The organism is Streptomyces sp. NPDC048420 (genome assembly GCF_040651535.1).
GTDB lineage: Bacteria > Actinomycetota > Actinomycetes > Streptomycetales > Streptomycetaceae > Streptomyces.
Window position 1 is genome coordinate 374,577 of the sequence record NZ_JBEZKG010000010.1, and the last position, 24,629, is coordinate 399,205.

Consider the following 24,629-nt stretch of genomic DNA (forward strand, 5'->3'; position numbering starts at 1 on the left):
CACGTGCACGCCTGCGGCCCCGTCACGCACCCCGGCGAGGCCCCGGCCACAGCAGTGCGATCCCGTGACCCGCACGGGTGCTCACCCTCCGGACGTACATCGCGCGGCCCTACGCGGCACACGCCCATGAGTCTCCTGTGCGCGCCCGCGAGCACAGCGCCGCGGTTCGGTGCGCGGGTACGCACCGCCGGACACCCGCACGTTGATCCCACGGGCACGCGCGCGTGGCCGCGTCACCCAGCCCACACGCCGGTCCCGGCCCGCAAGCCGGCCCCCTGCCACCCGCCGAACGCCACCCACGGATCCCCGACCGCCGACCGCCAACCGGCGGTTCAGGCCACGCCCGCCGCCACCCGCACCGTGGACGCGATCGTCGCCGAGCCCACCACGCGTGTGTCGTCGTACAGGACGATCGCCTGGCCGGGGGCCACTCCGCGGACGGGTTCCGTGAACGACACGCGCAACTCGCCGTCCACCAGCTCTGCTGTGACCTCGGTCTCGCCGCCGTGGGCGCGGAGCTGGGCGGTGTAGGTGCCGGCGCCCACGGGGGCGGCGCCGCACCAGCGGGGCTTGATGGCGCTCAGGGCGGTCACGTCGAGCGCGGCGGCCGGGCCGACCGTCACCGTGTTGTTCACCGGCGAGATGTCGAGGACGTAGCGCGGCTTGCCGTCGGCGGCCGGGGTGCCGATCCGAAGCCCCTTGCGCTGGCCGATGGTGAAGCCGTACGCGCCCTCGTGGGTGCCGATCTTCGCGCCGGACTCGTCGACGATGTCGCCCTCCGCCCTGCCGAGGCGGGAGGCGAGGAAGCCCTGGGTGTCGCCGTCGGCGATGAAGCAGATGTCGTGGGAGTCGGGCTTCTTGGCGACCGCGAGGCCGCGGCGCTCGGCCTCGGCGCGGATCTCGTCCTTGGTGGTGACGGTGTCGCCGAGCGGGAACAGGGCGTGCGCCAGCTGCTTCTCGTCCAGGACGCCGAGGACGTACGACTGGTCCTTCGCCATGTCGGAGGCGCGGTGCAGCTCCCGGGAGCCGTCCTCCCCCACCAGCACCTTCGCGTAGTGCCCCGTGCACACCGCGTCGAAGCCCAGCGCGAGCGCCTTGTCGAGGAGCGCGGCGAACTTGATCTTCTCGTTGCAGCGCAGGCAGGGGTTGGGGGTGCGGCCGGCCTCGTACTCGGCGACGAAGTCCTCGACGACGTCCTCGCGGAAGCGGTCGGCGAGGTCCCAGACGTAGAACGGGATGCCGATGACGTCGGCGGCGCGGCGGGCGTCGCGGGAGTCCTCGATGGTGCAACAGCCACGCGCGCCCGTGCGGAACGATTGCGGGTTCGCGGAGAGCGCGAGGTGGACGCCGGTCACGTCATGGCCGGCTTCGGCGGCGCGGGCGGCGGCGACGGCGGAGTCCACTCCTCCGGACATGGCGGCGAGTACACGAAGAGGGCGAGGCGTGGTGTCAGTCATAACCCTTCAAGAGTACGGGGGCGCGGGAACCGAAGCCCACGAGTATCCGTTGACGATCGCATGGGGGAGAAACAGGCATCCGAGGACGGCGACCGGCGCATCGGTCGCCGTGCTCTGATCGTCGGAGGGACGGCGGCCGCGGTGGGCTCGGCCGTGCTGGCCCGCGACGAGCTGGCGCGGTTGTGGTGGCGGGCTCCGGGGGTGGAGAAACCGCGCGTCGAGGGCGCGGTGGACTTCCGCGGTGCGCAGTGGGTGGCGGCGTCCGACGCGAACTGGCGGCGCGCGGACCGGCCCGACGACTACGGCATAGACATGGTGATCATCCATGTCACCCAGGGCAGTTTCGACAGCGCGGTGAAGGCCTTCCAGGATCCGGGGCACCAGGCCGCCGCGCACTACATCGTCCGCAAGGACGGGCATGTCACGCAGATGATCCGCGAGCTGGACGTGGCGTACCACGCGGGCAACCGCGCCTACAACGAACGCAGTGTCGGCATCGAGCACGAGGGTTTCGTGGACCGTCCCGAGGACTTCACGGACAAGATGTACGAGGCCTCGGCGCGGCTCACCGCGGGGATATGCACGCGGTACGACATACCCGTCGACCGCGAGCACATCATCGGCCATGTGGAGGTGCCGGGGACGGATCACACCGACCCGGGCAAGCACTGGGACTGGGACCGGTACATGAAGCTGGTGCGCAGGGCGCGGAGTGCCCCCGCCCAGGTATGAACTTCCGGCGGCTTCGTCACCAGGCTGCCGCCGCCAGCAGGGCGAGGGCCGGCGGCAGCCCCTGGCCGAGCGCACCGCGCCACAGTCTCGGGAACGACGCGGCGAAGGCGAGTGCCGAGGCGATGAGGAACGCGCAGAAGGAGAGGATCAGAGTGCGGCCTGCCGTGGGTTCACCGGCGTGGAGCGTGACGACCCCGGCGATCAGGCCGAGGCCGAGCAGGATGTTGTAGACGGCGACGCCCGAGCGCCACAGGGTGACCTCGGGGGCGTCGGCGGGGGAGGTGGTGAGGAAGACGCGGACGGCCGTGCGGTCGTAGAAGAAGCGTTCCAGGGTGCCGACGACGAGATGGGTCAGGGCCGCGAGCAGGGCGAGGACCTGCGAGACGAGGTTCACGCCCGGAGTGTCCCGCTACGGGGCCCTCACGTCAGCCCCGCCGCGCGGGCTCGTTCCACCGCCGGACCTATGGCCTTGGCGACCGCCTCGACGTCCGCCTCGGTGGAGGTGTGGCCGAGGGAGAAGCGCAGGGTGCCGCGGGCGAGGTCGGGGTCGGTGCCGGTGGCCAGCAGGACGTGGCTGGGCTGGGCGACACCGGCGGTGCAGGCGGATCCGGTGGAGCACTCGATGCCCTGGGCGTCCAGGAGCAGGAGCAGGGAGTCGCCCTCGCAGCCCGGGAAGGTGAAGTGGGCGTTGGCCGGAAGGCGGCCGCCCGGTGCCGGGTCGCCGCCGAGGATCGCGTCCGGGACCGCCGTACGGACCGCCTCGACCAGGGCGTCGCGCAGGGTGCCGATCTCCGAGGCGAACCATTCGCGCTGTTCGGCGGCGAGGTGGCCGGCCACCGCGAAGGAGGCGATGGCGGGGACGTCGAGGGTGCCGGAGCGGACATGGCGCTCCTGGCCGCCGCCGTGCAGGACGGGGACCGGGGTCCACTCACGGCCGAGGATCAGCGCGCCGATGCCGTACGGGCCGCCGATCTTGTGGCCGGAGACGGTCATCGCGGCGAGGCCGGAGGCGGCGAAGTCGACCGGGACCTGGCCGAAGGCCTGGACCGCGTCGGCGTGCAGCGGGACGCCGAACTCGGCGGCGACGTCGGCGAGTTCGCGGACCGGCAGGATCGTGCCGATCTCGTTGTTGGCCCACATGACCGTGGCCAGGGCGACGTCGCCGGGGTTGCGGGCGATGGCCTCGCGCAGGGCGTCGGGGTGGACCCGGCCGTACGGGTCGACGGGGAGGTACTCGACGGTGGCGCCCTCGTGTTCGCCGAGCCAGTGGACGGCGTCGAGGACGGCGTGGTGTTCGACGGGGCTCGCGAGAACCCGCGTCCTTGCGGGGTCCGCGTCGCGCCGGGACCAGTACAGGCCCTTCACGGCGAGGTTGTCGGCCTCCGTGCCGCCGGAGGTGAAGACGATCTCGCTGGGGCGGGCGCCGAGCGCCTCCGCGAGGGTCTCGCGGGATTCCTCGACCGTGCGGCGGGCCTTGCGGCCGGATGCGTGGAGGGAAGAGGCGTTGCCGGTGGCGCCGAGGTGGGCGCTGAGTGCCTCGACCGCCTCGGGAAGCATCGGGGTGGTCGCGGCGTGGTCGAGGTATGCCATGGTGACGCCGATTCTACGGGGCGTGCCCGGGCGGCCTCGGGCCAGGACCGACCTGCGGTGCGGGCGCTGCGGCGGGGCTCAGAGGTTCCAGGACACGGTGCTGTCCAGCTGCATGAACGCGACCAGGACCAGCAGGTCGGCCACGCCGAGACCGAGGCCCAGGTACGCGCGGCCGCGGCGGGCGGTACCGCGCCACAGGGCCACCGAGGCCAGGACGATGGCGATGGGGCCGAGGAAGACGTTGAGGACGAGAAGGCCGAGGAGGCCGAGGACGAAGGACGCCACGGCCATGCCGTCGGCGTCACGGGCGCCGCTGCGGGTGGCGGGGGTGGCCTGCGCGGTGAGCTGCATGGTGATCAGTGCTCCTGGGGACGGTGCGGCGGGAGTCAGTGGGACGGAGTGTGGCGGCGGGCGTGGCGCTCGCGGAGCGCGAAGACGCCCAGCCAGACGGCGATCACGGCGGCGGCGACGGCGGTGAAGGTGATCGGCGCGTGGGCGACGGTGCCCAGGACGACGCCGAGCAGCATGAGTGCGGCGACGAGGAACAGCATGGGACGGATCCCCCTCCGATACGGCTGTCGTTACGTGGGTCGTTACGTTTGGGTGAACAGTTGTGGTTACAGTTGTTCACTGACTCCAGAGTCTAGCGTGTGCCACGGCTTTCCAATTACGGAGAACAGTTGTTAACTGGATGACATGAGTCACACCCTCGGTATCCGGCAGGCACAGAAGCAGAAGACCCGGCAGTCGCTCCTGGACGCGGCGCTCGGTCTGCTGGAGGAGCAGAGCCTGAGCAGCCTGGGCCTGCGCGAGGTCACCCGCGCCGTCGGCGTCGCTCCGACCGCCTTCTACCGGCACTTCCGCTCCATCGCGGACCTCGGCGTGGCGCTGGTCGAGGAGGCGCTGGGCAGCCTGCACCCGATGATCCGCACGACGGTGGCCTCGGCCGACGACCACGACCAGCGCATCAAGCGCGCCATCGGGCTGATCGCCGGTCATGTGGACGCGTACCCCGCTCACGTCCGCTTCATCGCCCGCGAACGGCATGGCGGGGTCCAGCCGGTCCGGGAGGCCATCCGGGACCAACTGGCCCGGTTCGGGCAGGAGGTGAAGGACGAACTGGCCAAGGACCCGGTGTCCGAGGGCTGGAGCGAGGACGACCTGCTCATGCTGGCCAACCTGTACGTCGACCAGATGCTGATCACGGCCTCGCTGTTCCTGGAGGCCCTGGAGGCCGACGAGGAGGAACGCGATCGGGTCTGCCAGGTGGCGGAGCGGCAGATGCGGCTCATCAGCGTCGGCCGCCAACACTGGCTGGACTAGCCGAACGCCCATGCCGTACGAAGTCCTACGGCGCCCTACGCCGGGTCAGCTCTTCGTGGCCGCCGCGCTCGGCGCACCGCTGGGAGCACCGCTGGGAGCACCGCTCGGGGCCGTACCGCCCGCGCCGCCGCCTGGGCCGCCGCAGCCACCGCCCATGCCGCCACCGGGGCCGCCCTGACCGCCTTGACCGCCGCCGGGCCCGCCGCTCGGCATGCCCGAGGGGTTGCCGCTGGGGGCGCCCGACGGCCGGGCGGTCATGTTGCCGGTGGGGGCACCGCTCGGCCTACCGGAGGCGGTACCGGTGGGGGCACCGCTCGGCCTACCGGAGGCGGTACCGGTGGGGGCACCGCTCGGCCTACCGGAGGCGTTGCCGGTGGGTGCCTGGCAGGTCTGCGGCTGACCCGAGTTGCCGCTGTCCGAGGTCGACCACGAGTCGCCCGAGCCGCAGGCCACCAGGGCGAGGGGCGAGAGCGCCAACAGGGCCACGGCGGGGAGCAGACGCACACGCTTCATGAGAGACAACTCCAGGGAAGATGAGGAAGTCCTGAGGTCGGGAACTCTCGCAACGGCGCATAGGGCTTCCTTGAGTCCGCACTGTCCCCCGCCTGTGCGCAAGGCAAAGGCCCCCTAAAGGAGCCGATCCGACCTGTACAGGCCCGTGACAGAGGCGGCCGCGCGCGCCACCTCCTCGCGCACCTCGGGCGGCGCGAGGACCTCCACCCGGTCGGAGAACTGCAGGAGTTGGCGGGCCTCGCCGACCTCGCCGAGCGACAGCCGGGCCGTCACCCATGCGTTCTCGCCGTCGTCCTCGGGGAGTTCGGCGAGGTACGGCGCCATCAGGCGCAGGAACAGGTCGAGTCGGTCGCGGCGGACCCGCACGGTGACGTCGATGCCGCCGGGACGCTCCTCGACCTGGCGGCGCAACACCTCCCAGACGTCGGCGAGTTCAAGGCCTGCCCGGCGCCCGACCGGCTGCGCCAGGACTGTCGCGGAGTGCACCCGGTCGGCGCGGAACAGCCGGGGCAGACCGCGCCGGTCGGCGACCAGGTACCAGATGCCCGCCTTGGCGACGAGGCCGTACGGGTCGACGGTGTACGTCCGGGTCTCCCGCTCCCCGCTGTGCCGGTAGCGCAGCCGCAGCCGGCGGTCGGCGAAGACCGCGTCCTGAAGGGTCGCCAGGTCCACGGACCGCTGGGGACCGCTCTTCCAGCGGGTGGCGTCGACCAGGATGCGGCGGGAGGCCACCTCGGCGGCCGGGCGGTGCGGGGCGGGCAGCGCGGCCATCACCTTGCGCAGGGCCGAGCCGAGGGCGGAGTCCAGGCCCAGGGCCGCGTGGGCGCCCTGGGCCGCCAGGACGAACAGCGCGCGGGACTCGTCGACGGTCAGGCCCGTGACATCGGTACGGAAGCCGGCGAGCAGTTCGATGCCGCCGTGCCGCCCGCGCTCGGCGTAGACGGGGACGCCGGAGGCGGACAGCGCCTCCACGTCCCGGTAGATGGTGCGCACCGACACCTCGAGACGGGCGGCGAGCTCGTGCGCGGGCACCCGGCCACGGGTCTGCAGGAGCAGCAGGATCGACAGGAGGCGGTCGGACTTCACCCCACCAGGATCCCAGGACCGCCCTCAGCCCAGCCTGACCCGCGCCAGCTGCCGCGACTGTGCGACCAGCCGGTCCTCGCTGTCCCAGACCTCCGCGTCCTCCTCCAGGAAGCCGCCGGCGAGATTGCGGGTGGTGATGGAGACGCGCAGGGGGCCGGGGGCCGGGCGGGACCTGACGTGCACCGTCAGTTCGACCGTCGGGACCCAGCCCTTCAGGCCGATCTCGAACGCGGTCGGCGGTAGCGCGTCCACCGCCAGGAGGAGTGAGAAGGGGTCGGCGTCGCGGCCGTCGGCGAGGCCGAACCACGAGCGCATCTCCCCCTTGCCGGACGGGGCGCCGAGGGCCCAGCCCAGGGTCGAGGGGTCCAGCTTGAGCATCAGCCGCTCGGTGATGGCCGAGCTGCCGTCCACCGGCGCAGGGCCGTCCTCGGGGCCGAAGCACTGGTCCATCGGCGGGAACACGGGCGGCTTCGCCGTCGTACGGACGTCCTCGGGGAGCGAGTCGAGGTCGCCGTAGGAGGCGAGGACGCGGATGCGTTCGACCTCGGCGCCCTGCTCGTCGTACTGGAAGAGCGAGGCCTGGCCGGTGGAGAGGGTGCGGCCGGTGCGGACCACGTCCGTTCGGATCACCGCGGGTCCGGGCTGGGACGCGGTGAGGTAGTGCGCGGAGATCGTGAACGGGTCGGCGTGCGGCAGCGCGTCCGCGAGAGCGCGGCCCAGGACCGCCAGCAGATAGCCGCCGTTGACGGCGCTGATGATGGTCCAGCCCGCGGAGAGGTCGATGTCGTAGACGCCGGGTGCGCGGCGGGTGACCGCGGTGTCCCGGTCGAACTCGCTGTCCCCGATCGTGGCGCGTGTGGCGGAGGCTGCTTCTGGCATGGCTGAACGGTACAACAACCAACTACTAAGCGGTAGCTTTGGAGGCGCCCAGAGCCAGCAGCACGTCCCGCGTGGTGGTGACGGCTGCGCAATTGTGCGCGGCGTAGGTGAGGGCCAGCCGGTGCCGGTCGAGGGAGAAGTCGGCGACCGCGTCGGCGATGAGGAACGGCTGCACGTCGTTCGAGAAGGCGTCCACCGCCGTCATCAGGACGCCCACGTGGGCGTACACCCCACACAGGATCAGCTGGTCGCGACCGGTCTCGCGCAGCAGGTCCAGCAGACCCGAGCGGAACAGCGCGCTGTAGCGCCACTTGGTGAAGACGTGGTCGCAGGAGTGCGGCGCCAGGGGCTCGACGATCCGGCGGTCCTCAGGCTCCGCGCGCATGCCGGAGCCCCAGAAGTCCTTCAGCAGCCCGCGGTCGGTGTCGCTCATGTCGCCCGGCTGGGCCGTGTAGGCGACCGGCACCCCGAGTTGGGCACAGCGGGTGCGCAACAGGCCGCAGTTGTGCAGGAGTTCGTCGGCCGGAGGGAGGTCGGGGGCGAAGGGTCGCAGGAAGTACTCCTGCATGTCGTGGACGAGGAGGACGGCGCGCTCGGGGTCCGGGGTCCACGGCACCAGGCTCTCCGGCAGGTCGCGCTCCGTGGGCATGGGGTACGACGGGATCGGGCTGATACTCAAGGGGGCCTCTCAGGAAAGGGAGTTGCGGTCAGGAGCGCCAGGCCGCGGCGACGGAGAGGGCCTGTCCCGGGTTGAGCCGGGGATCGCACAAGGTGGTGTACGTGCCGCTGCGGCCGACACCGGCCATGTCCTCGTCGTCGGCGGCGCATTCGGCCACCGGGTCGGGCGTCGCTTCCAGATGGAGTCCGCCGGCCGTGCCCCCGCCCCGGCGCACCGCCGTGAGGAACTCACCGACCTCCCGCAGTACGGCGGTCAGCAGCCGTGTCTTGACACCGCCCGGGGTGGTCACCGTGTTGCCGTGCAGTGGGTCGCACAGCCAGATCACCGGATGCCCGGCCTGCCGTACGGCCGAAACCAGGTCGGTCAGTCCGTCGGCGAGCCGGCCCGCGCCGAAGCGGGCGATGAGGGTGAGCCGGCCCGGTTCGCGGTCCGGGTCGAGGGCGGCGCACAGCTCCAGCAGTTGCGCCGGCGTGCAGTTCGGGCCGACCTTGCAGGCGACGGGGTTGACGACATCGGCGAGCAGCCGCACATGGGCGCCCGCCGGGTCGCGGGTGCGCTCGCCGATCCACGGCCAGTGCGTGGAGGTGAGCAGCTGCCGACCGTCGTCGGAGCGGCGCAGCGACGGTAGCTCGTAGTCGAGCAGCAGCGCCTCGTGACTCGTCCACACCCCCGGCTCCGGCAGCGGGGTCCAGGTACCGGACTGCCGGCGCAACCGGTGCATCGCCACGGCGGCGGCCCGGTAGCCGGTGATCAGGCGCAGTGGGTCGGCACGGCGGGCCATCGGCTCGGGTTTGGTGTCGTTGACCACGAGGCCCCGGAAGACGGGCAGTTCGACACCGTCGACCAGTTCGGTGGGGCGCGAGCGCGGCTTGGCGAACTGCCCGGCGATCCGTCCCACCCGTAGGACCGGCAGCCCGGTCCTCATCCTGACGACACCGGCGAGCGCGTCCAGGAGTCCGACCTTGCGGTCGACGACCTCAGCGGTGCACTCGGCGGGGTCTTCCGCGCAGTCACCGGCCTGCACGATGAGCAACCGGCCGGCCGCGGCCTCGGCGAGCAGCGCCCGCAACCGCCGTACCTCGTCCCAGCCGACGAGACCGGGCAGGGCGGCCAGATCCGCCCGTACCTTCTCGACGAGCCAGGCGTCCCCCCAGTCCGGCTGCTGCCCGGCGGGCAGACGCAGGTAGCGGGCCATCTCGTGCTCGGTCGGCGGCGACCGGAACAGATCGGGTGCGGCGAACGTGCCGGCCGGGCTGATCACTGATGCTCCTGGTGGTGCGAAGGGGAGAACGGGGCGTGACCGGGGCGTTCCCGCCCAAGGGTGCGCGGCCCGGCCTCCGCCGTGGCGTCGTCCGCCACGGCGGCCACCGCCGCCGCGACCTCGGGCGCCACCCGGGGATCGAGGACATGCGGGACCACCCGGTCCGCGGCCAGGTCCTCCGCGGCAAGTGCGACGATCGCGTCGGCGGCGGCCAGCATCATCGGCTCGGTGATGCGGGAGGCGCCCGAGTCGAGGGCGCCGCGGAATATGCCGGGGCAGGCCAGCAGATTGCTGATCTGGTTGGGGTGGTCGCTGCGGCCGGTGGCGACCACGGCCGCGTGCCGGGCGGCGAGCTCCGGCGCGATCTCCGGGGTCGGGTTGGACAGGGCGAAGACCACCGCGCCGGGCGCCATGGCGGCGATCAGCTCCTCCGGCACGGCCGCCGACGACACCCCGACGAAGACATCGGCGCCCGGCAGGACATCCGCCAACCCGCCGCGCACACCGGATCGGTCGGTCAGCTCGGCCAGCCGGGCCTTCGCCGGGGTCAGCCCCGGTCGGTCCCGGTGGACGACACCCCGCGAGTCCAGGACCGTCACCTCGCCGACGCCCGCGGCCACCAGCATCCGCGCACAGGCGGTGCCCGCGGCTCCGGCCCCGGACACCACCACCCGCATCGAGTCGACTGGCTTGCCGAGCAGTTCGGCGGAGCCGCGCAGTGCCGCCAGCACCACGATGGCCGTGCCGTGCTGGTCGTTGTGCATCACCGGGCAGTCCAGTGCCTCGTCGAGCGCCCGCTCCAGCTCGAAGCAGCGGGGCGCGGCCACGTCCTCCAGATTGACCGCCCCGAAGGACGGGCGCAGTCGGGCGAGCGTCTCCACGATCTCGTCCACGTCCTGGGTGTCCAGCACCAGCGGGATGGAGTCCAGCCCGCCCAGTGCCTTGAAGAGCGCCGCCTTGCCCTCCATCACCGGCAGGGCAGCCGCCGGCCCGACGTCGCCCAGCCCCAGGACCGCGGTGCCGTCGCTGACGACCGCTACCAGGCGGTGCGCCCAGGTGTACCGGGCGGCCAACCGACCGTCCTCGGCGATGGCCCGGCTGACGTGGGCGACCCCGGGAGTGGAGATCGCGGACAGCGCATGGGCGTCGAGCGGGGTCAGCGGGACATGGGTCCTGATCTTTCCGCCCAGATGGGCCCGGAATATCTCGGCCTCGCCGAGCTGTCCGGCGCGGGTTCGGTGTGCGAGCGACACGAGCGTCCCTTCCTCGGGGAGCGGGTGATCGCATTCGACGCTAGCCGCGCTCGGGGGACACGCGGAACTACTCGACAGAGTGGGCCGGCCTCCATTCCGCTTCTGCCGCGCACCCGCTTCCCGAGGCAGCCGCAACAGGCCCACCCGTTCAAGTAGTTGCATAGGGAACGGGGCGTACGGAATCCTCGTCGGCACCTCCCCCTCACCGTCTTTTTCTTTCTCTTTGCCAGAATTTTTCCGCTGCCTGAGAAATGGACCTGAATTCCAAGGAGTTGCCATGACCGGTCTGCTCGGCACGCTGCTCGTCCCCGGCCGTGAGCCCCCTTCCTACGCACTGCTGCACCGACCGGAGAGCGGTGCGCCCCACCGGGTGGAGGTGGTCGTGGGCGAGGTGACCGAGTCGGCTTCCCTGGCCGACCTGCCGCTCGAGGCCGCAACGGGATCCGTCCGCAATACCGGCGCACGGCACGAGCTGCTGGCCCTCGTCCCGTTCCGACAGCTCGCCGAGCGCGGTTTCGCCGCTCCCGACGACGGGGCGCCGCTGCTCGCGCTGCGGATCACCGACCAGGAGACCGTCGGCCTCGCCGATGCGCTGCGGCTGTTGCCCGATGACCGGCTCACCCTCCGTGACGCCGGATTCGCCCTGGACGACGCGGCCTACGCCGACCTCGTGCGGACCGTGCTGACCGAGGAGATCGGCCGCGGCCGGGGCGCCAACTTCGTCATCGAGCGGCCCTTCGTCGCCGAGATCGACTCCTTCGGACCGCGGGCGGCGCTGTCCGTGTTCCGCCGACTGCTGCTCCAGGAGCGCGGCACCTACTGGACGTTCCTCGTCAAGGCGGGCGACCGCACCTTCGTCGGCGCCTCCCCGGAACGACATGTCAGCGCCGCAGGCGGGGAAGTGGTGATGAACCCCATCAGCGGCACCTACCGCTACCCGCCCGACGGCCCGACCGTGCCCGGTCTGCTGTCGTTCCTGGCGGACCGCAAGGAGACCGACGAGCTGCTCATGGTGGTGGACGAGGAGCTGAAGATGATGGGCCGGATCTGCGAGCTGGGCGGCCACGTCGAGGGCCCCTACCTGAAACCGATGGCCCGACTCGCCCACACCGAGTACCTCATCAAGGGGCACAGCACCCGGCCCGTGCCCGACGTCCTGCGCGAGACACTGTTCGCGCCGACGGTGACCGGCAGCCCGCTGGAGAGCGCCTGCGAGGTGATCAGCCGCTACGAGCCGTCCGGCCGCGGCCACTACAGCGGCGTACTGGCGCTGGTGGGCAGGGACGCGGCAGGCGGGCGCTGCCTCGACTCCACCATCCTGATCCGCACCGCGCAGATCGATGCCGCCGGCCGGGTACGCATCGGCGTGGGCGCCACCCTTGTACGTCACTCCGACCCGGAGGCGGAGGTCGCCGAGACACACGCCAAGGCCGCGGGCCTGCTGGCGGCGATCCAGGGCGCCGAAGGACATGACCGGAGCGGTGTGGCGGCCCGGACCGCCCTCCCCGACTGGGCCGCCGACCCCCGTGTCCACGCCACCCTTGCCCGCCGGAACGCCCACCTCGCCTCCTTCTGGCTGGCCCGGCGCGACGACCGACCCGGCCCGGTGCGGGGTGACGTGCTGCTCGTCGACGCGGAGGACACCTTCACCGCGATGCTCGGTCACCAGCTCGCCGCCCTCGGCCTGACACCCCGCATACGCCGCTGGGACGAGGTGGTCGGCACCGAGGAACCCGATCGGTACGAACTCGTGGTCGTCGGACCCGGTCCCGGCGACCCCCGCGCCCTGACCGATCCGAAGATCGCCGCCCTGCGCACCCTCACCCGTGGACTCCTGGACGCGGGCCGCCCCTTCCTCTCCGTCTGCCTCGGCCACCAGGTGCTCGCCGGTGAACTCGGCCTGCGGCTGGTCCGCAAACCCCGCCCGCACCAGGGCCGGCAGCGGGTCATCGACCTGTTCGGCCGACGCCGCCGCGTCGGGTTCTACAACAGCTTTGCCGCACTCGCCGACCACGACCTCTTCACCCCGCCGGGCCCGGACGCGCAGCCCGTCGAGGCCAGCCGGGACGCGTCGACGAACGAGGTGCACGCCCTGCGCGGCTCGCACTTCCACTCGCTGCAGTTCCACCCCGAATCCGTCCTGAGCACCCACGGCTTCGACGTGCTGCACGCGTCGGTGACCGACCTGCTCACTGTCCCGGCCGCCGCCCAGAGCGCCTGATCCCCCAGGGAGACCCCGTGCCGAAACTGATCGTGAGCAACCAGCGCACCGACGAGATGATCGGTGACCTGGGGACCCTGCCCCCCGAGTACCGGCGCTACGTGGCCGGCCAGGCGCAGCGCATGATCTGGCTCGCCGATCCCGGCGACGTGTTCGTCCTCCCGGTCGAGCTGGACGAGGAGTTCCTCTCCTACGTCGCCCGCCTGAAGGGCATCGACCGCGCCTCCTGGACCGTCGTCGTCCCTCCCGTCGGCCGTCTGGGCGAGGACGTGCTCTCCCGGGACCGGCTCGAGGACCCCGAGTTCGTCGACCGGCTGCGCATCGCCGTGCGCGAGCACGATGTGCGCACCGTGCTGCCCTTCCACTTCGACCGGGTCAGCGTCCGGCTGGCCCGCACCCTCGGCCTCGACGCGCACACGCCCGGCTTCCCCTTCGCCGCCCAGAGCGGCACCGCGCTGCTAAACAGCAAGGCCGCCTTCCGCGCGCTGGCGGTCGGCCACGGCATTCCGGTGCCGTACGGCACGGTCACCGACGACCGGTCGGAGGCCGAGGAGTTCCTGTGGCAGGCGCTGGACGACGGTCAACCGGTCATCGTCAAGCAGGACTTCCACGTGGGCGGCATCGGCAACGAGATCGTCAGCCCCGTTCCGGGCATCCGCCCCATCGGCGCGACCGGCACCGAGTTGATCACCGACCGGGCCGCCCTCACCGACCACCTGGACCGGCGCTGGGCGCACTACACCGGCCCGCACCGGGGCCGGGTGGTGCTGGAGCACTACACACCCGAATCGCCGGCCATCTACTCCGAGCTGCTGGTCACCGACGATGCCGTCCGGCTCGTCGGCCACGGCGAGATGCGCATGAAGCCGGTGATCAACGGGCTGATCGTGCCCGCGCCTTCGCAGCGGCTGGCGGCCTTCGCCTCCTTCCTCGACGACTCCCGGCGGCTGTCCGAGACCCTTCACAGGATCGGTTACCGGGGTAGCCTCAGCGTGGATGCCATCGTCACGCCCGACGAGCGGATCCTCGTCAACGAGATCAACGGGCGCGTCGTCGGCTCCGCGCACATCCACCGCATCGGCGAGGAACTCGTGGGCGAGGACTATGCCCGCGAACGCGTCCTGATCGAGAAGCGCCGCGTGGCCTTCCCCGACTTCCGCACGACCCTGGACAAGCTCGTCGGCGCGGGCCTCGCCTACGACCCGGCCCGCCGCACCGGCGTCGTGGTCACGGTCCACGACAACGGTCGCACCGGCGGCTTCGGCGGAAGCTGCCTGATCGCCGAGGACGAGACCGCCGTTCGGCGGCTGGAGCAGGAAGTGGACGCGCTGTTCGGGGACGCGAGTGAGTGACGACGACGGCACGGGAGCGACCGTGAGGGAGAGTACGAAACGGCAGCAGGACGGCGAAAGGCCCCTGAACTACCGGGCGTTGTTCGCCCGGCCCGGGGTGCGGCCCTGGCTGCTGGTCACCTTGGCGGCCAAACTGCCCGTCGCGATGGCACCGCTGGCACTGGTCTTCCTGGTGCGCGAGACCCCGGGCGGGTACGCGCTGGGCGCGGTGCTCGGCGGAGCGTACGTCGTCGGCGAGGTCGTCGGTGCCCCGGTGCTCGGCGCCCGGCTGACCGGGGCGCGCCTCGGCCGGGAGCTCGCCGCCGGTCTCCTGGTGGGCGCCGCCGCCTTCGCGGGGCTGGCGTTCTGCGCCACGGCGCCCCAGCCGCTCACGATCGTCCTGGCGTTCCTCGCCGGAGCGGCTCCCGCCGCGCACGCCGGCGGGCTGCGCGCGCTGCTCGTGGGCGCCGTACCGGAGGAGGCGGTGGCGCGGGCGCTGAGCATCGAGACCACACTCACCCAGGGCGTCTGGGCTGTCGCACCGGCCGCGGTGGCCTTCCTGGCGCTGGGCGCGGCCCCGGGCGCCCCGCTGCTCCTGGCGGCCTGCTGCGCGGCCCTGGCCGCGCTCGGTGTACGAGCTCTGCCGCGGCTGGACACGACGGAGGTGGACCCGGCCGGGCACGCCACCGGCGAACCACCCTCACGCAGCCGGGCGTTGGCCGCAGGCTGGCCGGTTTACCTCACCAGCGCCGCCGCCATGGCGCTGCTGGCCACGGCCGAACTGGTGCTGCCGGCCCTGCTGGAGTCCCGCGGCCTGCCCGTGACCTGGTCGGGACCACTGCTGACAGCCTTCTCCGTCGCCAGCGTCGTGGGTGGCCTGCTGTACGGAGCGCGGCAGTGGCCGGGCGGAGCACGGGCGCAGAGTCTGGTGCTGCTGGTCGTGATGGCGACGTTCGTCGCGCTGATCGCGGTACTGCCGGGCCTCGTCGGAACGGCCGTCGCCCTGCTGCTGGCCGGCGCCTTCAAGTCAGGGGTCATGGTCACCCGGAACCTGTCCCTGCGCGAGCGCGTGCCGTCCTCGATGCTCGCGGCCGGCTACTCCGTCATGTACGCGGTACAAGGCGTCGGTTACAGCCTCACCGCCTCGCTGGCCGCCGCGGTCCTCGCCCACGCGGAGCCCGCGGCCGCCGTCCTCAGCGGTGCGGCACTCACTCTCGTGCTCACCCTCGTCAGCGCGCTGGCCGAACGCCGCCCCCGTATCGCATGACCGAGCCCCGCCCGCAAGCCGCACCCACTACTTTCGGCCGAAGAACGCTCAGCGCAGCCATTTCATACACCGTTTACGGATCAATGGTTACACGCCGATAGAATCCCTGCGATGTCCGGGGCATGGACCGGTTCCGGAAGAAATGGTGAACCAGCGCGGGAAAGCGGTGTGAACCCATTGTCGTTGGAATTAAGGAACGGGAACTCGACACTCCTGAGTTCCGCGTCTCTGCTCGCCTCACAAGGCAGCGTCGACCAGCTCACCGCCTTGTTGCGGGCCGTTGTGACCGAACCTCTGGGACTCGTACGGGCGTTGGCGTCGATCGGTTCCGTCGAGCGAGCGGTGGAACTCGTCGAAACAGCACTCACTCTGGGACTTCCGACGGACCTGACTGCCCGGTTGAGCTGTCTGCTGGTCGAGTTGCGGATGGCGGGCGGTGACGTGCCGCACGCGCTCGCCACGGCCGAGGACATCCTCGGCACCGAGGCGCCGCCCTCGGTGCATGGCGCCGTCACCGCCGGCCGGATGTTCGGCCGGTACTTCCAGAACGCCGCCGAGGGGCGCAGGCACGCCGAGGCCGTCCTGAGCGCCCACGGCGGGCGGATCGACGCAGGCGCCGAAGTGCCGGCCGCCGCCGCGGTGTTGTCCGATGCGGTGTTCTCCGACGGGCGCGTCGCGGAAGGGCTGCGCCTCGTACGGGCCGCCGCGGCCACCGCACCTCAGATGCCGTCGCCGCTCTGGCGGGCCTACCTCCAGATGATGCTGGCCGAACGGCTCGTCGACGCGGGTGCCTGCGAAGAGGCCGAGCGGGTCGTGCAGGCCGCGAGGGCGGACGTCGGCGCACTGAACGACGACGGTGTGGACCTGGTCTTCGCGCACTTGAGAACACGGCTGCTCAGCCACCAGGGCCGACTGGCGGAGGCCCGCGACGAGGCCCACCAAGCCCTGGCGACAGCCGTGGGCCGCGGCGCCCGACTCTACGTACCACCTCTGCTTGCCGCGCTCGGTCAGTTCGCCCTGCGGTTCGGTGACATCAACGGCGCGACCACGTACGTCCGCCGCTACCGCGAGGCACTCGGCACCTCGGCCGGGCACGTTCCCTCCACGGCCTACGACTGGGTCGAACTCCAGCTCACCGCCGCCCGGCACGGGGCACATGGGGCGCTGCAGCCGATGAACCGCCACTACGCGACACCGGACCAGCGCGCCGCCCTCTTCGTACGCCACCCCGACGCCGCCGCCTGGTTCGTACGTACCGCCCTCGCGGCGGGCGACATCCGCTGGGCCACGCTCGCCGCCACGACCGCCCGGCGCCTGGCCGAGCGCAACCCGGGCGTTCCCACCCTCGCCACGGCAGCGCTGCACGTCGACAGCCTGCTCCGGGGCGATCCGGACGGGCTGGTCCGGGCGGCGACCGAACATGGCGACCACTGGGCCAGGACGACCGCCGCCGAAGACCTCGCGAAGCTCCTCGACACCCGGTCACGTCGTCCCCCGTCCCCGGACCGCCCCGCGGAAGTCGCGCCGCCGGAGACTCTTACCGACGTGGAACTAGCGGTGGCCCGACTGGTCAGCGAGGGCCTGACCAACCAGCAGGTCGCCTTCCGCCTCCGCCGCTCACCGCACACCGTCAACTACCACCTGCGCAACATCTTCCGGAAGCTGGCCATCGGCTCCCGCGTCGAACTCGCCCGCCACACTCGCCTGTAGGTGAGACCAGGGCAATTTCCAGGTAAGTGTCCGTACACATCCGTAAACCGATCCCGTCGTCCGCCCCTCTGTAGGGACATGAGCCTCACCGGGACCGCGTTCCTCTACACGCTGATCGTGCTGTCCGTCGTCGCCGTCGCGCTTCCGCTCGCCCTGTGGTCGCGGATCAGAGGGCCGCAGGCCCTGCGCACCACGGGCCGGCTGCTGATGGTGCTGTTCGCCCAGGGCACCGCCGTCGCCCTCGTCTTCGTCCTGGTCAACAACCAGAACAACCTGTACGACAACTGGGCCGACCTGCTCGGCACCGGCGACCACGTCCAGCAGGCCGCGAACCTGGGCGCCGACGGCACCGGCGGCATCTCGCTGAAACGGCTGCCCAAGGTGAAGCAGCACTTCACGAACGCCTCCGGACCCGGCATGAAGGGCGTGCGGGTGACCCAGCTCAAGGGCCGGGTCTCGGGGGTGAACGCCGAGGTCTACGCCTGGCTGCCACCGCAGTACGGCAAGCCCGCCTACCGGCACCACAAGTTCCCCGTGGTGGAGCTGCTGTCGGGCTACCCGGGTTCCGCGAAGGCCTGGTTCGGCTCGCTGCACGCGGTGAACCAGCTGGCACCGCTCATGCGGAGCGGCCGGGTGGCCCCGTTCATCCTGGTCGCCCCGCGCATGAACCTGCTGGCCGGGGTGGACACCGGGTGCGCCAACATCACCGGCACGGTCAACGCCGACACCTGGCTCAGCGTCGACGTGCCCAAGATGGTCACCGACAACTTCCGCGCCCAGGCCGGTCCCGCGGGCTGGGCGGTTGCCGGGTACTCGGCGGGCGGGCACTGCGCGACCAAGCTCGCCGTCGCCCACCCCGACCGCTACCGGGCCGCGGTCAGCATGTCCGGGTACAACGACCCGATCGGCGAACGCAACTCGCTGGCCTCCGAGACCCCCGCCCTGCGCCGCGCCAACAACCCCTACCTGCTGCTGCGCGAGGCCCGCACCCCGCCCGCGATCGCGCTCTACGAGTCCGGTCAGCCGGGCGACGGCTATGAGGCGGCCATGGGCCTCGAACAGATCGCGAAGGCGCCGACGACCGTGCACACGGTCTACATCCCGAAGAGCGCGGGCGGGCACAACATGGCGCTGTGGCGGCCGCAGGTGGTGCCCTCCTTCGTCTGGCTGACCGAGGAGATGGGGCTGCTGCACGGCCGGGCGGGCGCTACTCCTCACGCACGGTCGAGCGCCGGTTCCACGCCCGCGGAGCTCGCCAGTGGAACCGCATCGCGAGCAGGCGCAGTACGAAAGCCGTGAGCGCCGCCAGTCCGCTGGTGAACGGGGTGAGGGCGTCGTAGCGGATGCACAGGACGACCATGGTGGCGCCGACGATCGCCGGGACCGCGTACAGGTCGCGGTCCCAGCGCAGCAGCGAGGGCACCTCGTTGGCGAGCACGTCCCTGAGGACACCGCCGCCGACGGCGGTGGCGAGGCCGAGGGTGGCGGACTGGGTGAGGCCGAGCCCGTACTCGTACGCCTTCGTCGTCCCGGCGACGCAGAACAGGCCGAGGCCCGCCGCGTCGAAGACGTTCACGCCGACCTGGATGCGCTCCACGTGCGGGTGCAGGAAGAAGACGAGGAGGGCGGCGAGCAGCGGGGTGAGGAAGTACCCGAGGTCCGTGAAGGCGGCGGGCGGAACCGCGCCGATGATCAGGTCCCGGAACAGCCCTCCGCCCAGCGCGGTGACCTCGGCGAGCACGGCGATGCCGAAGATGTCGAAGTTCTTGCGGACGGCCAGCAGCGCGCCGGAGATGGCGAAGACGAAGATGCCGACGAGGTCGAGCGTGTGCTGGACGGAGGGGCTGAACAGTTGCTGGAGCACACCGCATTCTTGCGCAGGGGCTGCTACAGGGCGGGTTTGCCCGTCGTGGAGAGCCGGGTCCGGAACAGGTCCCCAGCTGCTGTCCCTGAGCGTGCCGAACGGGAGAGTCTCAAGGTGCCGTGCCGGCCCTTTCGGGCGTGTACCGACAAGTCGGACACGGACGACTCTTCACTCTCCCGTTCGGACATGTACATGACGTTGCCAACCTGTCATGCATTACTTGTCAGTTGACTCCTGACCAGTGGATTCCGGTTCCGGCGCGGCCACCTCCGCCGCCACCGCCGCCGACGTCTCCGCCGACTCGGCCAGTACCTCGTCGGCGACCAGCTCCGCCGCCTCCTTGGCCACCGTCAGGAGCACGGTGTCCTGGGGGGCCTGGTCCTCGAAGTTCTCCGGGTGGTGGCAGGCCACGCGCTGGCCGGGGCGGAGTTCGATCAGTGGCGGCTCCACGGTCTTGCAGATCTCCGTCGCCTTCCAGCAGCGCGTGTGGAAGCGGCAGCCGCTCGGCGGGGAGATCGGCGAGGGCACGTCACCCTTGAGCAGGATGCGCTCGCTCTTGGCGTTCCTGCGCCTCGGGTCCGGGATCGGCACCGCCGACATGAGCGCCTTGGTGTACGGGTGCATCGGCGCCTTGTACAGCGCCTCGCGGTCGGCCAGCTCGACGATCTTGCCGAGGTACATCACCGCGATCCGGTCCGAGACGTGCCGCACCACCGAAAGGTCGTGCGCGATGATCACGTACGTCAGGCCGAGCTCTTCCTGGAGGTCGTCCAGCAGGTTCACGACCTGGGCCTGGATCGACACGTCCAGCGCGGAGACCGGCTCGTCCGCCACCACCAGCTTGGGCTTGAGCGCCAGCGCGCGGGCGATGCCGATGCGCTGCCGCTGGCCGCCGGAGAACTCGTGCGGATAACGGTTGTAGTGCTCGGGGTTCAGGCCCACGACGGACAGCAGCCGCTGGACCTCCTTCTTGATGCCGCCCTCGGGCTCGACGCCCTGCAGCTTGAAGGGAGCCCCGATGATCGTGCCGATGGTGTGGCGCGGGTTCAGCGAGGAGTACGGGTCCTGGAAGATCATCTGGACGTCGCGGCGCAGCGGACGCATGCCGCCCACACCGAGATGCGTGACGTCCCTGCCCTCGAACTCGACCTTGCCGCCGGTCGGTTCGAGCAGCCGCGTGATCAGCCGGCCCATGGTCGACTTGCCGCAGCCCGACTCGCCCACCACGCCCAGGGTCTCGCCCGAGCACACCTCGAAGTCGAGGCCGTCGACGGCGTGCACCGCGCCCACCTGCCGCTGGAGCAGCCCCTTCCTGATCGGGAAGTGCTTCTGCAGGCCGGTGACCTTCAGCAGCACCTCGCCGTTGGCGGGGTTGGTCTCGCTCTGCGCGGGTTTCGTCCCGGCTTTCTCGTTACTCACAGCTTCGGCGCAATCTCTTCGGTCCAGATACGCTCCCGCTGCTCCGTGCTCATGTGGCAGGCGGCCCAGTGCTGGCTGCCGACCTCGGTCAGCTCGGGGCGGACCGTGCGGGTCACGTTGTCCTTGGGGATGTCGGCATACGGGCACCGCGGGTTGAAGGCGCAGCCGGACGGGATGTTGATCAGGGAGGGCGGGGAGCCCTTGACCGGGATCAGACGCTCCTGCTGCTCGCGGTCCAGGCGGGGCATCGAACCGAGCAGACCCCAGGTGTAGGGGTGGCGCGGCTCGTAGAACACCTTCTCGGCCGGGCCGCGCTCGACGCAACGGCCGCCGTACATCACCAGGATGTCGTCCGCGAGTTCGGCGACGACGCCCAGGTCGTGGGTGATGACGATGATCGCCGAGCCGAACTCCTTCTGCAGGTCGCGCAGGAGGTCGAGGATCTGCGCCTGCACGGTCACGTCCAGGGCGGTCGTCGGCTCGTCCGCGATGAGCAGCTCGGGGTTGTTGACCAGCGCCATCGCGATCATCGCGCGCTGGCGCATACCGCCGGAGAACTCGTGCGGGTGGCTGTCGACCCGTTTGTCCGGCTGCGGGATGCCGACTCGGTCGAGCATCTCGATCGCGCGCTTCTTCGCGGTCTTCTTGTCCACGTCGTGGTGGATCCGGTACGCCTCCACGATCTGCTGACCGATCGTGTAGTACGGGTGCAGCGCGGACAGCGGGTCCTGGAAGATCATCGCCATCTCGCGGCCACGCAGCTTGCGTACCTCGTCCGGGTCGGCGGTCAGCAGTTCGGTGCCGTCCAGCCAGATCTCACCGGAGATCTGGGCCTTGCGCTTGCCGTACTGGCCGGCGGTGTGCAGGCCCATGATGCCCAGCGAGGTCACCGACTTGCCGGAGCCCGACTCGCCCACGATGCCGAGGGTCTTGCCCTTCTCCAGCTTGAAGGAGAGCCCGTCGACGGACTTGACCAGGCCGTCGTCGGTCGGGAAGTGCACCTTGAGGTCGCGTACTTCCAGGAAGGCGGTCGGCGCGGGCGAAGCGCTCGTAGGCTCGCCCACAGCCGCTCCGGTCTTGCTGAGTTCGGTCATGAGAGCCTCACTCGGGGGTCGATCACGGCGTACAGGACGTCCACCACGAGGTTGGCGATCAGCACCGCGAGAGAAGTGATCAGGGTGACGCCCAGGATGATGGGCAGGTCCTGGTTCTTGATGCCGTTCAGCACGGCCTGGCCGAGGCCGGGAAGGCTGAACGTCGTCTCGGTCAGGATCGCGCCGCCGATGAGGGCGCCGAGGTCCATGCCGAGCATGGTCAGGATGGGCGTCAGCGTGGAGCGCATGGCGTGCTTGCGGATGACGACCTGCTCCTTGAGGCCCTTTGCCCGGGCGGTACGGATGTAGTCCTCACCGAGGATCTCGAGCATGGTGGCTCTGGTGATGCGCGCGTACATCGCCGCGTACAGGAACGCCAGGGTGATCCAGGGGAGGATCATGCCGCCCAGCCAGCCGGTGAAGCTGTCACTGAGAGGCACGTACTGGCCGTCGATCCAGCCCAGTCCATAGCTGAAGATCGCCAGTGAGAGCAGACCCGTGAAGTAGATGGGCAGGGAGACACCGCTGAGGGCGACGACCATCGCACCGCGGTCCCAGATGCTGCCCCGCTTGAGGGCGGAGAGCACACCTGCCGAGACACCGAGGATCAGCCACAGCACGGCGGCACCGAGCGCGAGACCCAGGGTCACCGGGAAGCGGTCGGTGAGCACCGGCCAGACGGCCTGCTCGCTGCGGAAGGAGTAACCGAAGCACGGCGCGGAGCAGTGAGTGACGTCGCCGCCGGCCGCATAGGTGCGGCCCACGAAGATGCCCTTGAAGAAGTGCCACACTTGCACGAACACCGGGTCGCTGAGACCCAGCTTCGTCCGCACCGCCTCCACCGCCGCGGGGTCGGCCTGCTTGCCCACGAAGCTCGTGGCGATGTCCACGCCCGCCCACTTGGGGACGAGGAAGAAGATGCTGAAGACCACCAGAATGATGACCACCAGCATCACTGCGGCGGCGAAGAGCCGCCTGAGGAGATAAGCGAGCACAGCTAACGGCCCGCTGCGAACCAGGGGCCGCCGGAGGTCTTCCGGCGGCCCACGGTCACGCCGCGCCGGCCTTCACCTGCCTTTCGTGCCGTTCGGCGGGTGTGCCGGGATTACTTCGTGGACTTCAGACCGAGGTTGACGAAGTCGTAGTAGCCGCTGTACGCGTCCGTCGTGTACACGTTGGCCAGCCGCGAGGAGCGCCAGTTGAGGAGCCGCTCGAAGGTGAAGGGCAGGTAGTAGGCGCCCTCGCTGACCTTGTGGTTGATCTCCGTGGCGATCTGCGTCTTCTTCGCGTCGTCCAGTTCGGCGTTGTACTGGTCGAACAGGCCGTCGATCGACTTGTCGTTGATCATGGCGAAGTTGTTGTTACCGCTCTGCAGGATGTACTTGCTGCTCCACAGCGGAATGCCGTAGCCCTGGACCGACGGGAAGTCCGGCCCCCAGCCCATGATGATGATGCCGAGCTTCTTCTTCTCGACGTTCGAGGGGCTGCCGATGATGCCGGAGCTCTGCGAACCGTCGTACTGGTAGATGTCGGCGGTGATCCCGACCTTCTTCAGCGACGCCTGCAGGGACGTGGCCGTGGCCACCTCCTGCTGCTTGTTGTTACGGACGGCGATGGTGGTCTTGAAGCCGTTCGGCTGACCACAGGCCTTGAGCTCCTGCTTGGCCAGGGCGTCGTTGCCGTTCTTGTTCTCTCCGGCGATCTTGTACGGGTCGTACTTCTGGCCCTCGGAGCCCGGGACCGACGGCGGGAGCATGTTGGTGCCGATGAGACCACCGGCGACCGGGCCGCCGCGCGCGGTCTGGAGCGACACGTGGTCGGCCGCGTAGATCACGGCCTTGCGGCAGTGGATGTTGTCGAACGGCTTGACCGTCTGCGGGAAGACCGCGTAGCGGATGAAGCCGGAGACCGGGTTGTCCAGGTTGCCCTTGTGCTTCTTCAGGGCGATGGTGCGGCCCTGCGGGCCCAGACCCGTCTGGCCGGCGTCCAGGTCGTAGTCACCGTTGATCAGACGCTGGTCCATGTCGCTCTGGTTGGAGGAGATGGCGAGCGAGATCTTGTCCGGGTAGGCCTTGCGGATCGGGTCCGAGGAGGCCTTCCAGTTGGTGTTGCGGACCAGCACCAGCGACTTGCCCGGGCTGTACGACTGGAACTTGTACGGGCCGGACGAGAACGGCTTCAGGCCGTACTTGGACTTGGTGTCCTTGTCCTGGCGGACCGGCGAGGCCGAGGTCATGGCCAGCACCTGCTTGAAGTCCGAGTTCGCCTTCGGCAGGTGGAAGACGATCGTCTTGGCGTCGGGCGTCTCGATCGCCTTCAGACCCAGCTTGTCCGGGGACGTGTCCTTGTACGGACCCTTGTAGGTACCGTCGGGGTCGAGCATCTGCTGGACGTAGATCGGGCCGCCGGACAGGACGTCCTGCGCCCAGACGCGCTCGATGCCGTACTTGATGTCCTGGGAGGTGATGGCCTTGCCGTCCTCCCAGGTGATGCCGTCACGCAGGTGGAACGTGTACGTCTTGCCGTCGTCCGAGACCTGGCCCTCGTCGGTGGCGAGGTCCGGCGTGAGCTCGGCTCCCTTGGCACCGGGCTCGGTCTTGAAGGTGAGCAGCTGACGGCTGTAGTAGCGCGAGAAGTCCCACATGAAGCCGTAGTAACCGCGCGTGGTGTCCCACGAGTCGGCGTCCTGGGCGGTGACGAATTTCAGCTCGCCGCCCTTCTTGACCTGCGAGGCCTGGGCGACCTTGTTGTTCGCGGCGTCGAAGCCGGCCGCACCGGTCTTCGAACCCCCGTCGTCGTTGCCGCCGCCGCACGCCGCCATGGTCAGCATGCCGGCGACCGCGACGGCAGCGGCCAACGCCTGCTTGCGCCGCCCTGTGGTGCGTTGGGTAGTCACGATCTCGGATCCTCCGGTTTTGATGAGAGACCCCGTGTGGATACCACGGGACGC

At 70.7% G+C, this 24,629-nt stretch carries 22 protein-coding genes and 1 pseudogene; 7 read left to right on the forward strand and 16 right to left on the reverse strand.

What is annotated here, in order from left to right:
- Positions 1–332: 332 nt before the first annotated feature.
- The gene (gene mnmA / locus AB0D34_RS20965; RefSeq protein ID WP_362663446.1) at positions 333–1,457 is read right to left on the reverse strand and encodes a tRNA 2-thiouridine(34) synthase MnmA; all 1,125 of its coding nucleotides are present in this window, start codon (positions 1,455–1,457) and stop codon (positions 333–335) included.
- A gap of 60 nt (positions 1,458–1,517) precedes the next feature.
- Between mnmA and AB0D34_RS20970 the strand changes: the two genes are divergently transcribed.
- Positions 1,518–2,189: an N-acetylmuramoyl-L-alanine amidase gene (locus AB0D34_RS20970; RefSeq protein WP_362663448.1), complete on the forward strand. Its 672-nt coding sequence runs from the start codon at positions 1,518–1,520 to the stop codon at positions 2,187–2,189.
- Positions 2,190–2,205: 16 nt separating this feature from the next.
- Here the strand turns inward: AB0D34_RS20970 and AB0D34_RS20975 are convergent, their stop codons facing one another.
- The 4 genes from AB0D34_RS20975 to AB0D34_RS20990 all read right to left on the reverse strand — a co-directional run bounded on the left by AB0D34_RS20975 (position 2,206) and on the right by AB0D34_RS20990 (position 4,330).
- Entirely contained in the window at positions 2,206–2,583 is a 378-nt protein-coding gene (locus AB0D34_RS20975; protein ID WP_362663450.1) for a DUF1304 family protein, read from the reverse strand.
- Between the two features lie 26 nt (positions 2,584–2,609).
- The gene (locus tag AB0D34_RS20980) at positions 2,610–3,779 is read right to left on the reverse strand and encodes a cysteine desulfurase family protein (RefSeq protein WP_362663452.1); all 1,170 of its coding nucleotides are present in this window, start codon (positions 3,777–3,779) and stop codon (positions 2,610–2,612) included.
- 78 nt (positions 3,780–3,857) lie between these two features.
- The gene (locus AB0D34_RS20985) at positions 3,858–4,130 is read right to left on the reverse strand and encodes a DUF4190 domain-containing protein (protein ID WP_362663454.1); all 273 of its coding nucleotides are present in this window, start codon (positions 4,128–4,130) and stop codon (positions 3,858–3,860) included.
- A 35-nt stretch (positions 4,131–4,165) separates the two neighbouring features.
- A complete protein-coding gene (locus AB0D34_RS20990) occupies positions 4,166–4,330 on the reverse strand; it encodes a hypothetical protein (RefSeq protein WP_362663456.1) in 165 nt (54 codons plus the stop codon).
- A gap of 145 nt (positions 4,331–4,475) precedes the next feature.
- On the opposite strand from AB0D34_RS20990, the gene AB0D34_RS20995 reads away from it, so the two are divergent.
- Positions 4,476–5,102, forward strand: a complete 627-nt coding sequence (locus AB0D34_RS20995) for a TetR family transcriptional regulator (protein WP_362663458.1) — start codon at positions 4,476–4,478, stop codon at positions 5,100–5,102.
- Between the two features lie 45 nt (positions 5,103–5,147).
- Here the strand turns inward: AB0D34_RS20995 and AB0D34_RS21000 are convergent, their stop codons facing one another.
- The 6 genes and pseudogenes from AB0D34_RS21000 to AB0D34_RS21025 form a co-directional block, all read right to left on the reverse strand.
- Positions 5,148–5,615 carry a hypothetical protein gene (locus tag AB0D34_RS21000; protein ID WP_362663460.1) on the reverse strand — a complete coding sequence of 156 codons (468 nt, stop codon included), beginning with the start codon at positions 5,613–5,615 and terminating at the stop codon, positions 5,148–5,150.
- Between the two features lie 114 nt (positions 5,616–5,729).
- Entirely contained in the window at positions 5,730–6,701 is a 972-nt protein-coding gene (locus AB0D34_RS21005; RefSeq protein WP_362663462.1) for a YafY family protein, read from the reverse strand.
- Positions 6,702–6,725: 24 nt separating this feature from the next.
- Entirely contained in the window at positions 6,726–7,580 is an 855-nt protein-coding gene (locus AB0D34_RS21010; protein WP_362663464.1) for a thioesterase family protein, read from the reverse strand.
- A gap of 25 nt (positions 7,581–7,605) precedes the next feature.
- Complete coding sequence (locus tag AB0D34_RS21015; RefSeq protein ID WP_362663466.1) at positions 7,606–8,229, reverse strand: isochorismatase family protein; 624 nt, start codon at positions 8,227–8,229, stop codon at positions 7,606–7,608.
- Positions 8,230–8,287: 58 nt separating this feature from the next.
- A complete protein-coding gene (locus tag AB0D34_RS21020) occupies positions 8,288–9,454 on the reverse strand; it encodes a 3-deoxy-7-phosphoheptulonate synthase (RefSeq protein ID WP_362663522.1) in 1,167 nt (388 codons plus the stop codon).
- A gap of 164 nt (positions 9,455–9,618) precedes the next feature.
- Positions 9,619–10,773: pseudogene (locus AB0D34_RS21025) on the reverse strand (malic enzyme-like NAD(P)-binding protein); the annotation flags it as partial.
- A 277-nt stretch (positions 10,774–11,050) separates the two neighbouring features.
- Between AB0D34_RS21025 and AB0D34_RS21030 the strand changes: the two are divergent.
- From AB0D34_RS21030 to AB0D34_RS21050, 5 genes are all read left to right on the forward strand, one after another.
- Positions 11,051–12,994, forward strand: coding sequence for an anthranilate synthase family protein (locus AB0D34_RS21030; RefSeq protein WP_362663468.1), 1,944 nt, complete (start codon positions 11,051–11,053; stop codon positions 12,992–12,994).
- Between the two features lie 17 nt (positions 12,995–13,011).
- Positions 13,012–14,346: a peptide ligase PGM1-related protein gene (locus tag AB0D34_RS21035; RefSeq protein WP_362663470.1), complete on the forward strand. Its 1,335-nt coding sequence runs from the start codon at positions 13,012–13,014 to the stop codon at positions 14,344–14,346.
- A gap of 22 nt (positions 14,347–14,368) precedes the next feature.
- A complete protein-coding gene (locus tag AB0D34_RS21040) occupies positions 14,369–15,592 on the forward strand; it encodes an MFS transporter (protein WP_362663472.1) in 1,224 nt (407 codons plus the stop codon).
- 282 nt (positions 15,593–15,874) lie between these two features.
- On the forward strand, positions 15,875–17,302 hold the full coding sequence (locus tag AB0D34_RS21045; protein WP_362663474.1) for a LuxR C-terminal-related transcriptional regulator: 1,428 nt from the start codon (positions 15,875–15,877) through the stop codon (positions 17,300–17,302).
- Between the two features lie 78 nt (positions 17,303–17,380).
- Positions 17,381–18,601, forward strand: coding sequence for an alpha/beta hydrolase-fold protein (locus AB0D34_RS21050; RefSeq protein WP_362663476.1), 1,221 nt, complete (start codon positions 17,381–17,383; stop codon positions 18,599–18,601).
- Here AB0D34_RS21050 and AB0D34_RS21055 read toward each other — a convergent pair.
- From AB0D34_RS21055 to AB0D34_RS21075, 5 genes are all read right to left on the reverse strand, one after another.
- Complete coding sequence (locus AB0D34_RS21055) at positions 18,510–19,166, reverse strand: trimeric intracellular cation channel family protein (RefSeq protein ID WP_362663478.1); 657 nt, start codon at positions 19,164–19,166, stop codon at positions 18,510–18,512. The genes AB0D34_RS21050 and AB0D34_RS21055 overlap by 92 nt on opposite strands.
- A gap of 216 nt (positions 19,167–19,382) precedes the next feature.
- A complete protein-coding gene (locus AB0D34_RS21060) occupies positions 19,383–20,585 on the reverse strand; it encodes a dipeptide ABC transporter ATP-binding protein (protein WP_362663480.1) in 1,203 nt (400 codons plus the stop codon).
- Positions 20,582–21,679 carry an ABC transporter ATP-binding protein gene (locus tag AB0D34_RS21065; RefSeq protein ID WP_362663482.1) on the reverse strand — a complete coding sequence of 366 codons (1,098 nt, stop codon included), beginning with the start codon at positions 21,677–21,679 and terminating at the stop codon, positions 20,582–20,584. Before AB0D34_RS21065 ends, AB0D34_RS21060 begins: the two co-directional genes overlap by 4 nt.
- Positions 21,676–22,674, reverse strand: a complete 999-nt coding sequence (locus AB0D34_RS21070; RefSeq protein ID WP_362663484.1) for an ABC transporter permease — start codon at positions 22,672–22,674, stop codon at positions 21,676–21,678. The genes AB0D34_RS21065 and AB0D34_RS21070 overlap by 4 nt, the downstream gene beginning before the upstream one ends.
- 110 nt (positions 22,675–22,784) lie before the next feature.
- The gene (locus tag AB0D34_RS21075; RefSeq protein WP_362663486.1) at positions 22,785–24,575 is read right to left on the reverse strand and encodes an ABC transporter substrate-binding protein; all 1,791 of its coding nucleotides are present in this window, start codon (positions 24,573–24,575) and stop codon (positions 22,785–22,787) included.
- Positions 24,576–24,629 lie beyond the last annotated feature (54 nt).

What these genes read in the sequence shown, in the direction of transcription:
- mnmA (WP_362663446.1), bottom strand. Translation starts at nt 1,457, where the DNA reads ATGACTGACACCACGCCTCGCCCTCTTCGTGTACTCGCCGCCATGTCC.
- AB0D34_RS20970 (WP_362663448.1), top strand. Translation starts at nt 1,518, where the DNA reads ATGGGGGAGAAACAGGCATCCGAGGACGGCGACCGGCGCATCGGTCGC.
- AB0D34_RS20980 (WP_362663452.1), bottom strand. Translation starts at nt 3,779, where the DNA reads ATGGCATACCTCGACCACGCCGCGACCACCCCGATGCTTCCCGAGGCG.
- AB0D34_RS20985 (WP_362663454.1), bottom strand. Translation starts at nt 4,130, where the DNA reads ATGCAGCTCACCGCGCAGGCCACCCCCGCCACCCGCAGCGGCGCCCGT.
- AB0D34_RS20990 (WP_362663456.1), bottom strand. Translation starts at nt 4,330, where the DNA reads ATGCTGTTCCTCGTCGCCGCACTCATGCTGCTCGGCGTCGTCCTGGGC.
- AB0D34_RS20995 (WP_362663458.1), top strand. Translation starts at nt 4,476, where the DNA reads ATGAGTCACACCCTCGGTATCCGGCAGGCACAGAAGCAGAAGACCCGG.
- AB0D34_RS21000 (WP_362663460.1), bottom strand. Translation starts at nt 5,615, where the DNA reads ATGAAGCGTGTGCGTCTGCTCCCCGCCGTGGCCCTGTTGGCGCTCTCG.
- AB0D34_RS21010 (WP_362663464.1), bottom strand. Translation starts at nt 7,580, where the DNA reads ATGCCAGAAGCAGCCTCCGCCACACGCGCCACGATCGGGGACAGCGAG.
- AB0D34_RS21015 (WP_362663466.1), bottom strand. Translation starts at nt 8,229, where the DNA reads ATGCCCACGGAGCGCGACCTGCCGGAGAGCCTGGTGCCGTGGACCCCG.
- AB0D34_RS21020 (WP_362663522.1), bottom strand. Translation starts at nt 9,454, where the DNA reads ATGGCCCGCTACCTGCGTCTGCCCGCCGGGCAGCAGCCGGACTGGGGG.
- AB0D34_RS21030 (WP_362663468.1), top strand. Translation starts at nt 11,051, where the DNA reads ATGACCGGTCTGCTCGGCACGCTGCTCGTCCCCGGCCGTGAGCCCCCT.
- AB0D34_RS21050 (WP_362663476.1), top strand. Translation starts at nt 17,381, where the DNA reads ATGAGCCTCACCGGGACCGCGTTCCTCTACACGCTGATCGTGCTGTCC.
- AB0D34_RS21065 (WP_362663482.1), bottom strand. Translation starts at nt 21,679, where the DNA reads ATGACCGAACTCAGCAAGACCGGAGCGGCTGTGGGCGAGCCTACGAGC.